Genomic DNA, 5796 nt, shown 5'->3' with positions numbered 1-5796 from the left:
GAATCCTCAGCGGTATCTGGCTCGGCAAACAACTCAGCGACGCCATCCAGCTCACTGTAATCCTCCCCGTTATCGCCGGTTTGACGGATACCATCGGGCTGTGAACTTGTACCTGGTGTAGAGTCTGTTTGTTCAGAAGGACTCTGCACTATGCCGGGGATAAGTGAAGTATCTTGCCCGCCCGCCCCTATAACAGGATTGTCGTACGTCACTTCTATGTCGAGTTCATCGGAGCCTGTATCACCGGCGTTACCCGTGGAGTTGATGGAAGCAGCCTGGTCAGCCGGGCTTGAATCGCTCAGATTCTGTGCTGTCGCTTCAAGCATGACAGGCCTGTCATTATCCCGTCCTGCCTCAGAACCGGTTTGGGGAGGCTGGTCAGTTGTGGCTCTATGCACAGACCCTGTCATGAGACTTCCCATTGTCGTTTGTTGGGCTAGCGGACCACCATCAATATGCGTGGCGTTGACCGAACCGTCCTCAACTCTGGCCCGAACATTGATGGTAAGCAGGCATCGTCTGTTTTCCAGCCTGGCGAAGTCATTAATACCCGAGGACTCTTCCCCGATTTGTTGATCGATGTCTGAGACTTGCTGTTTCAGATTGGAGATTTCCTGGTCAGTGCTGGCCTGATCAAATGATGCGAAGTTTTCCTTGTTATGCCTTTCAAGAACCTTTACGGCTTTCTCCATCAGCTCACCCAGGTTAGACTGATTTTTCAACTCTTCCCCGGGGGGGATCAGGCTCAACTTTTCGCCACTTCCAAGCGTAATTTTGACCTTCAGGGCGGGCGGGAACTCTGTCTTTTGAAGTGCCTCAAGAGCCCCCATCGGGCCATCGTTCTGAGCCTTTTTCAATTCGGCTATTGACTTTTTCAAGCCACTCAGAGAGGCAGTTACCGCCTTTTTTTCACTACTTTTCTTAAGCAGTTCATCGGCCTGTTTGAGAAGTTGATCTTGCGTTTCCTTCAGTTCTCTCTGGTCAGGTTTATCCAGCTGATCGCCCTTAACGGAAGGAAGCGACTCACCCGTGGCAGGTTGGATGTCCCTGTCACTGAGTCCTTTACCGTCGATAGCAGCAGTACCTGCCTGGTCATAACTCATTGCCTCCGGATGGCTGACTTTTGATTCTACACCCGACATGACTTCGGCCTGGCGAGTGGCAAATTTGGCATTAGTAGTGGCCTGATCAGATGGTGGCACCGGAGCATGATGGGCAGAACCGGGGTCAATGCCACCAGCGGAAGGGATACTGCAAAGTGGATATCTCAGAAAATTGTGCATGATTAATAACTGGCCGAAAGTATTGCCATTACTATCGGCAGTGGACAGGAATTACCAAACCGTCGTAAGTAGCTAACCATATGCCTTTCGGATGCGATCGAGAGGTATCAGACAGGAACGCGTGGAGCTAAGGAATTGTCTGGAAATAACTTCCCTATTTTCATTGCCTGACGCCGTTCGGACTGAGTGCTGAGCTTGTCGAAGTATCGAAGTTCGGTGGCACGACCCTTCGATACTTCGACAAGCTCAGCACACAGGGTGAACGGAAATCGGGAACTTATTAAAAGACAATTCCTAACGGTGGAGCGGTGGCCACCAGCTTGAAGTTTGTTTTTTTATCCCCGGTGCAATGGCAACTCCAGTATAACCGTGAGTCCCTGCAGACGGTTTTCGAGACTGATCTCACCACCATGATTGCGGACAATATTTCGGGCAATAGCCATCCCCAGGCCAATCCCCCCCGTATCCCGGTTCCTTGACCCTTCCAGTCTGAAAAAGGGCTCAAACACCTGCGCCATCTTGTCTTCAGGAATACCCGGCCCATGATCCTGAATCACCACAGCCACAAAATGCTGACCGGCCCGGTGATACTGCTTCAGACTCACGTCAACCCGCTGACCATATTTAACGCCGTTCTCAACCAGGTTCCTCAGTGCCCGCTTAAGGCTCACTGGACGACAGCGGATAATGACCTCACCAGCTTCCCGGAAACTCACATCCTGCCCAAGCTCAGCAAGATCGTCACACAGGCTGCCGGTCATGGCGTTCAGATCCACCTGTCGAGTCACTTCGTTGTCCGATGCCTGACGCATAAATGCCAGTGTGGCCTCGGACATCTGCTGCATCTCCTCCAGAGTGGCCAGAAGCTGGTCACGATCCTTGCTACGGGGCATCAGTTCGACCCGGAGCCGCATACTGGTGATAGGGGTTCTGAGGTCATGGGATAATGCCGCCAGCATTCGGGTTCGATCCGACACAAACCGCTGCAGACGATCATTCATCTTGTTAAATGCCCGAATGGTTTCCTTCAGATCTGCAGGGCCTTTCTCTGGTAAAGGCGCTACCTGTTCCCCCACCCCCAAACGAGTGGACGCTTTTGCCAGCATGCGCAAGGGCCGTGTAATACGCCTCACCATCACCGCAAGGGCTGCCAGAACCAGTACCATGGCCGTAACCAGGAAAATAACGGTTTGTTTTGCAGCCAGCGGTGGTGCTGCAGGAGCCGTGGCTTTCAGGTTCAGCCAGTAACCATTGACCATTTGCACGGAAACCTGAAGGCTGGTTACCAACGGGGGACGCCACCCTTCCCGGACATAGCGGCGGTTGCCATCCTGCCGGGAATCCGGCATCGGACGGTGCTGATGCCATGGTTTCTGACAGCTATCTCCATCACTGCAAGACCTGGAAAACTTCCGGTACCCTGACTCCCCGCTTCTGAAGGCCGGGCTTTTGGAAGCAACGCTTTTTATCAGACCCTCATCCCTTGAGTGGTCCACTTTTACCAGTATACGCCCTTTGTATTGGCTACCCATTAAGTGCAATAAACGCTGCATCAGTCGTTTATCGTGAACATTCATATCTTTGCTGGTCAGCTCGCTGCGTTCATCAACAGTAAACCAGGCATTTTGGGTTCTGGCTGCCGCAAGAATGGCTGAATAATCAGTGACCGGGTTATTTTCCAGTAACCAGACCAGGGATTCTATCTGTTGAAACTGTGACCTCTGACTGATATCCGACAGAACCGTGCGGTAGGCATTGCCAAGAATGACAAAGCTGAACACCTGGGCAAAAACAAGGGCGACCAGAACGACCAAAACCATCTGGGTCACCATACTCGACCATAGACGTTTAAAGGCGCCCGGCTTGCTGATCCTCTTGCGAATAGAATCAGGGAATAAGTCGTTCATACCGCTTTTGATACTTCGGTAAACATGTATCCCCCACCCCAGACGGTTTTAATCAGCGTTGGATGTTTCGGATCTTTCTCAATCTTCTTTCTCAACCGGCTGATATGGTTATCAATACTCCGGTCAAATGGCAAAGCCTCACGCCCCCTGGTGAGGTCCATCAGCTGATCCCGGCTCAATACCTGCCGTGAATGTTCCAGGAAAACCTTTAACAATCGAAACTCGGCAGCACTCAAATCCACCAGCAAGCCATCTTCCCGAGTCAGCTGGTGCTGATGAACATCCAGGCTCCAGCCCTTAAACGTCAGTATGGAATGATCGCTGGCAGCAGGCTCCCTGGCTGAAACATGCTCCAGACGACGCAAAACGGCCCTGATTCGTGCCAGCAACTCCCTTGGGCTGAACGGTTTGGAGATATAATCATCCGCCCCCATCTCCAAACCGACGATGGTATCGGCTTCTTCACTCATGGCAGTCAACATGATCACAGGCGGACCATCATTTTCCTGAAGATAACGACATAACGTCAGCCCGTCTTCTCCCGGCATCATGATATCCAGAACCACAAGGTCAATGGCTTCACGTTCAAGAACTTCACGCATGGCTGTTCCGCCATCAGCCAGAGAAACAAGGTAGCCATGCTGATCCAGATAGCGTCCTAACAGATCGCGAATGTCATCGTGGTCATCAACCACAAGAATGTGTTTTTTCATGGTGTTCCGCACCCAGATTCCGGTTCAGGAGTCCGTCAAACTTACCAGTGATCAACAGGCCCTAATACCAGTCATTATAAGGTTGAAATGCCGTTACTTTGGATAGGCTGCGAACAATTGATACAAATTGAGACAAACGCCTATAGTCTGGAGATATTTCTGGGAAATTCATGGTTTTTAATAAACCCATTGAAACCCGAAACGATTACCAGGGTTTCATTAAACCAATGTCAGTGAGGACAAAAACCATGAACAAGACAACATTGATTGGAACCGCGATTGCAACCGCCCTGGTGACTGTATTTGCGGCCTCCTCAGCCTTTGCCTGGCGGGGTGACAATGACAGAGACGGCAGACACTGCGATGAAGGTAACCGCTCCGGCCAATTTATGAAAGGAGAACATGGCAAACATGGCATTATGGGCAAAAACGGCAAAGAGTTCATGAGCCGGAAGTTCTCGGCAGACGAAATCAGAACCCTCAATGAAGCCCGACTGATCATGCAGGGCAACCCCAACGTTAAAGTGGGCAAAGTGACCTCGACAAAAGATGGCTATAACGTAACCATCGTGACCAAAGACAACTCCCTGGTAAAAGAGATGATGCTGGCCAAAAATGGTATGCCACTGGAGCGTTACAACATGATCAGGGAACGGATCTCAGCGAAACAATAAACCACTTACTCTGTATTTCTTTTCGGACCTTCAGTTTTCTTAATCCAAATATGAGCTTTCCCGGACATTTCAAATCAAGGAAGAATCTGTATTCGTGACCCGGATAATCGAGAAACGTATAAGTGACCTACTCCCTCCACTAAATCGGCTCACCGATTATAGTGGGGGCTTCTGATCGGGAGTTACATGCGACCCATTATGCAGGGCTTCGCAGTGGTTTGAGAGTAATACAGGGGCTTGCTCTACGCAAGCCTCGCTACCTAGGCGGCCCCACCTGCGCGGCCCCATCCATCTCCATCCAAGCTCTCCGAGCTATGGATGGAGAATTCCGCGAGTTTCGATAAAATAACAATCTGGAATTTTCTGATTTATATACCATTATCTTAAACATTATTTCTTTATCAACCTTCACCACAATGGTTCCAGAACATAAGAGTAATTATCTCTGGCTGGTCGATAATCCTGACTACATTAATCTTCTGCCGTTTAATAAACGTTTACCATTACTATTTTTCAGATCTGTTCAGAATAAAATGTTATGCCATTGTCCAGTAATGAGACTGGTACTGAATAGTTACAAAAAAAGAATAGTTTCTGATTTACCAGCACATCATCTGCCAGTAAAAATAATAAAAAATGGGTAATACACTGTTCCATATTAACTGACCTGGACAAAGGTAACAGATAATGAACAACCAGATAGCACCAACAAGAGCCATTCATCAGAATACATACACTACTGAAACCATTCAAAGCGATTTACCCGAACAATCAACCAAAAAGAAATTTCTGTCGTATCGAACAAATACTGAATCAGATGTCCAAAAACTGATTAATAAAAACCAGGCAGAAACAAAGATTATGGAAGGCAAGATAAAAAATATGCAAAAGAAATTGACTGAATGCCTCCAACATCGTACCCAGGATACACATTTCATTAAGTCGCCACCTCTCCCTGGCCTGAGAACTCATAAGAATAACAGCAATAACCCTGGCACAAACTACATTGCTAATAAACCGCTCACACCATTATCCGAATCCGAAGATTCCACTACCACTGACGTCAATCCGGAAACCACAGGACTACCGCCTGGCTCAACCACTGACAGCACGGTCTCATCACCCACCTTATCAACTGCTGACCATACCAGTGCCTTCACACCCTCAATACCAACACATACAACCGTTCACGACAGTGCAGCAACGGCTACAACCCAAT

General features: G+C 49.1%; 5 protein-coding genes. 2 read left to right on the top strand and 3 right to left on the bottom strand.

What is annotated here, in order from left to right:
- From KDK13_RS17350 to KDK13_RS17340, 3 genes are all read right to left on the bottom strand, one after another.
- Positions 1-1283, bottom strand: a 1283-nt coding sequence (locus tag KDK13_RS17350; protein WP_257286250.1) for a hypothetical protein, incomplete at its 3' end; no start/stop codon positions are given.
- A gap of 335 nt (positions 1284-1618) precedes the next feature.
- The gene (locus tag KDK13_RS17345) at positions 1619-3190 is read right to left on the bottom strand and encodes an ATP-binding protein (RefSeq protein ID WP_257286249.1); all 1572 of its coding nucleotides are present in this window, start codon (positions 3188-3190) and stop codon (positions 1619-1621) included.
- On the bottom strand, positions 3187-3903 hold the full coding sequence (locus KDK13_RS17340; RefSeq protein ID WP_257286248.1) for a response regulator: 717 nt from the start codon (positions 3901-3903) through the stop codon (positions 3187-3189). The genes KDK13_RS17345 and KDK13_RS17340 overlap by 4 nt, the downstream gene beginning before the upstream one ends.
- A gap of 248 nt (positions 3904-4151) precedes the next feature.
- Here KDK13_RS17340 and KDK13_RS17335 point away from each other — a divergent pair, with 248 nt between their 5' ends.
- Both KDK13_RS17335 and KDK13_RS17330 read left to right on the top strand, forming a co-directional pair.
- Positions 4152-4577: a hypothetical protein gene (locus KDK13_RS17335; RefSeq protein WP_257286247.1), complete on the top strand. Its 426-nt coding sequence runs from the start codon at positions 4152-4154 to the stop codon at positions 4575-4577.
- A gap of 687 nt (positions 4578-5264) precedes the next feature.
- A partial coding sequence (locus KDK13_RS17330) for a hypothetical protein (RefSeq protein ID WP_257286246.1) occupies positions 5265-5796 on the top strand: 532 nt, incomplete at its 3' end.

The sequence above is a fragment of the Endozoicomonas sp. SESOKO1 genome (assembly GCF_024606265.1).
GTDB lineage: Bacteria > Pseudomonadota > Gammaproteobacteria > Pseudomonadales > Endozoicomonadaceae > Endozoicomonas.
The sequence above is the reverse complement of the archived record's forward strand: the minus strand, read 5'-3'. Positions and strand labels throughout refer to the sequence as shown.

What these genes read in the sequence shown, in the direction of transcription:
- KDK13_RS17345 (WP_257286249.1), bottom strand. Translation starts at nt 3,190, where the DNA reads ATGAACGACTTATTCCCTGATTCTATTCGCAAGAGGATCAGCAAGCCG.
- KDK13_RS17340 (WP_257286248.1), bottom strand. Translation starts at nt 3,903, where the DNA reads ATGAAAAAACACATTCTTGTGGTTGATGACCACGATGACATTCGCGAT.
- KDK13_RS17335 (WP_257286247.1), top strand. Translation starts at nt 4,152, where the DNA reads ATGAACAAGACAACATTGATTGGAACCGCGATTGCAACCGCCCTGGTG.